General features: G+C 43.9%; 1 protein-coding gene. It reads right to left on the reverse strand.

Translation table 11 applies throughout. The features are described from left to right. Positions 1-139 precede the first annotated feature (139 nt). Positions 140-1,177, reverse strand: coding sequence for an adenylate/guanylate cyclase domain-containing protein (locus PX636_RS17045; protein WP_288117987.1), 1,038 nt, complete (start codon positions 1,175-1,177; stop codon positions 140-142). Between the last annotated feature and the right edge of the window lie 275 nt (positions 1,178-1,452).

The following is a 1,452-nucleotide window of genomic DNA, read 5'->3' on the forward strand; positions in this document are numbered from 1 at the left end:
CAATAAAGCTGAGAGGGAATCCGAACTAGGGAAGTATTCGGAGGTCTGTGCCAGATTGTGTCTCGATGCGGTAGTCTCTACTTGCGTCGCCTAAATTGGTCTAGGCAAGCCCCGTCCCTTTTAGGGCGGGGTTAGTGACTTAATTTAAATCCTGAAAACCGACACTGTTGGCAACTCCTGTAATTCCGGTCATCTCCTCACTACTGTTGGCATCGAGGAAACGATCTAAGTGATCAAAAGTGGTTCCGTAGGTAATAGTGTTATCGTCGTATCCTTTCAGACTGACGGTATGTTGATTAAAAGCTTGGTGGAGATGGGGTAAACCGATGAGATAACTGTAGGTAGTTGCTCCGATGGCTAAATCCCTACCCATTTCTTTAGTAGCCGACTCTAAACGAAAAGCGGCGTTGACCGTATCGCCGATCGCCGTATAATCTGGATGTTCACCGCTGCCAGTATTGCCCACCATGGCATAACCGGTATTCACTCCCGCACCGATGCGTAATTTAAAGGGTAAGGGATATTCTTCGCTTAAGGCCCGGGTCATCCTGTATATTTGCGTAATTGCTTGGAAAATTTGCAAGATATCGTCTTGATTGACTTCCTGTTGGCCGTGAAACCAGATGGCCATGATCGCATCACCAATATATTTATCTACCCAACTGCCGGAACTGCGGATAATACTCCCGGCATGGCGAAACCAATTGCCAATCAGAGAAGAAAGCACTTTTTCGTCTAATTGCCTCGTTAAAGCCGTAAAATTTCGTATATCCACCACCATCACCGATGTTAAGCGACGTTCATGGAGGGCGGAGGTGGGGGTATCCCATTCTAAATTGTGCGGTTGCTTGCCTATATTAGTGGGAGTAGGACGATAGAACTGCACTTCGGTTTGGCCAAAGGTGATCCGATCTTTGTCATGGATAGTTACGGGAATGGCTACCCTTCTGCCATTAACAAAAGTTCCATTGCGACTACCGAGGTCGATCAGATAAAAATCTCCTGTTTCCGTGGATTGTAAAATAGCGTGATTGCGAGAGATACAGTAATCTTTAATCACGATATCGTTGTCTTTGCCCCGTCCGATTGTCCAGTAAGGTCTCCCCACGAGAGGGAAAAAACGCTTTCCCTTCTCGGTATGAAGTAGTAAATAAGGATTTTGTCCTAGTATATCCACGGGTAGATCAGGAGCAATAGATAGATGGCAGTGACTACATATAATATAGCGAATATTCCGCAGATCTTCAGATGTTTTTATCTATTTTTACATTCCCCCAAGATGCCAAGATGTTTCTCCGAAAAACCTTGATTGTGGAAACTACTATTGAGAACATTTTCAATAATTGATTTTTTCTGAGAAAAGCAATTACAATTATTAACCTTAATAAAAATCGCTCATTGTAGCTAGGGTTTGCTGAAAAAGTTTGTTGGTGGGGTTAGTGGGACTTAAAC

It is taken from the genome of Microcystis sp. M53598_WE2 (genome assembly GCF_030067735.1).
Taxonomy (GTDB): Bacteria; Cyanobacteriota; Cyanobacteriia; order Cyanobacteriales; family Microcystaceae; genus Microcystis; species Microcystis aeruginosa.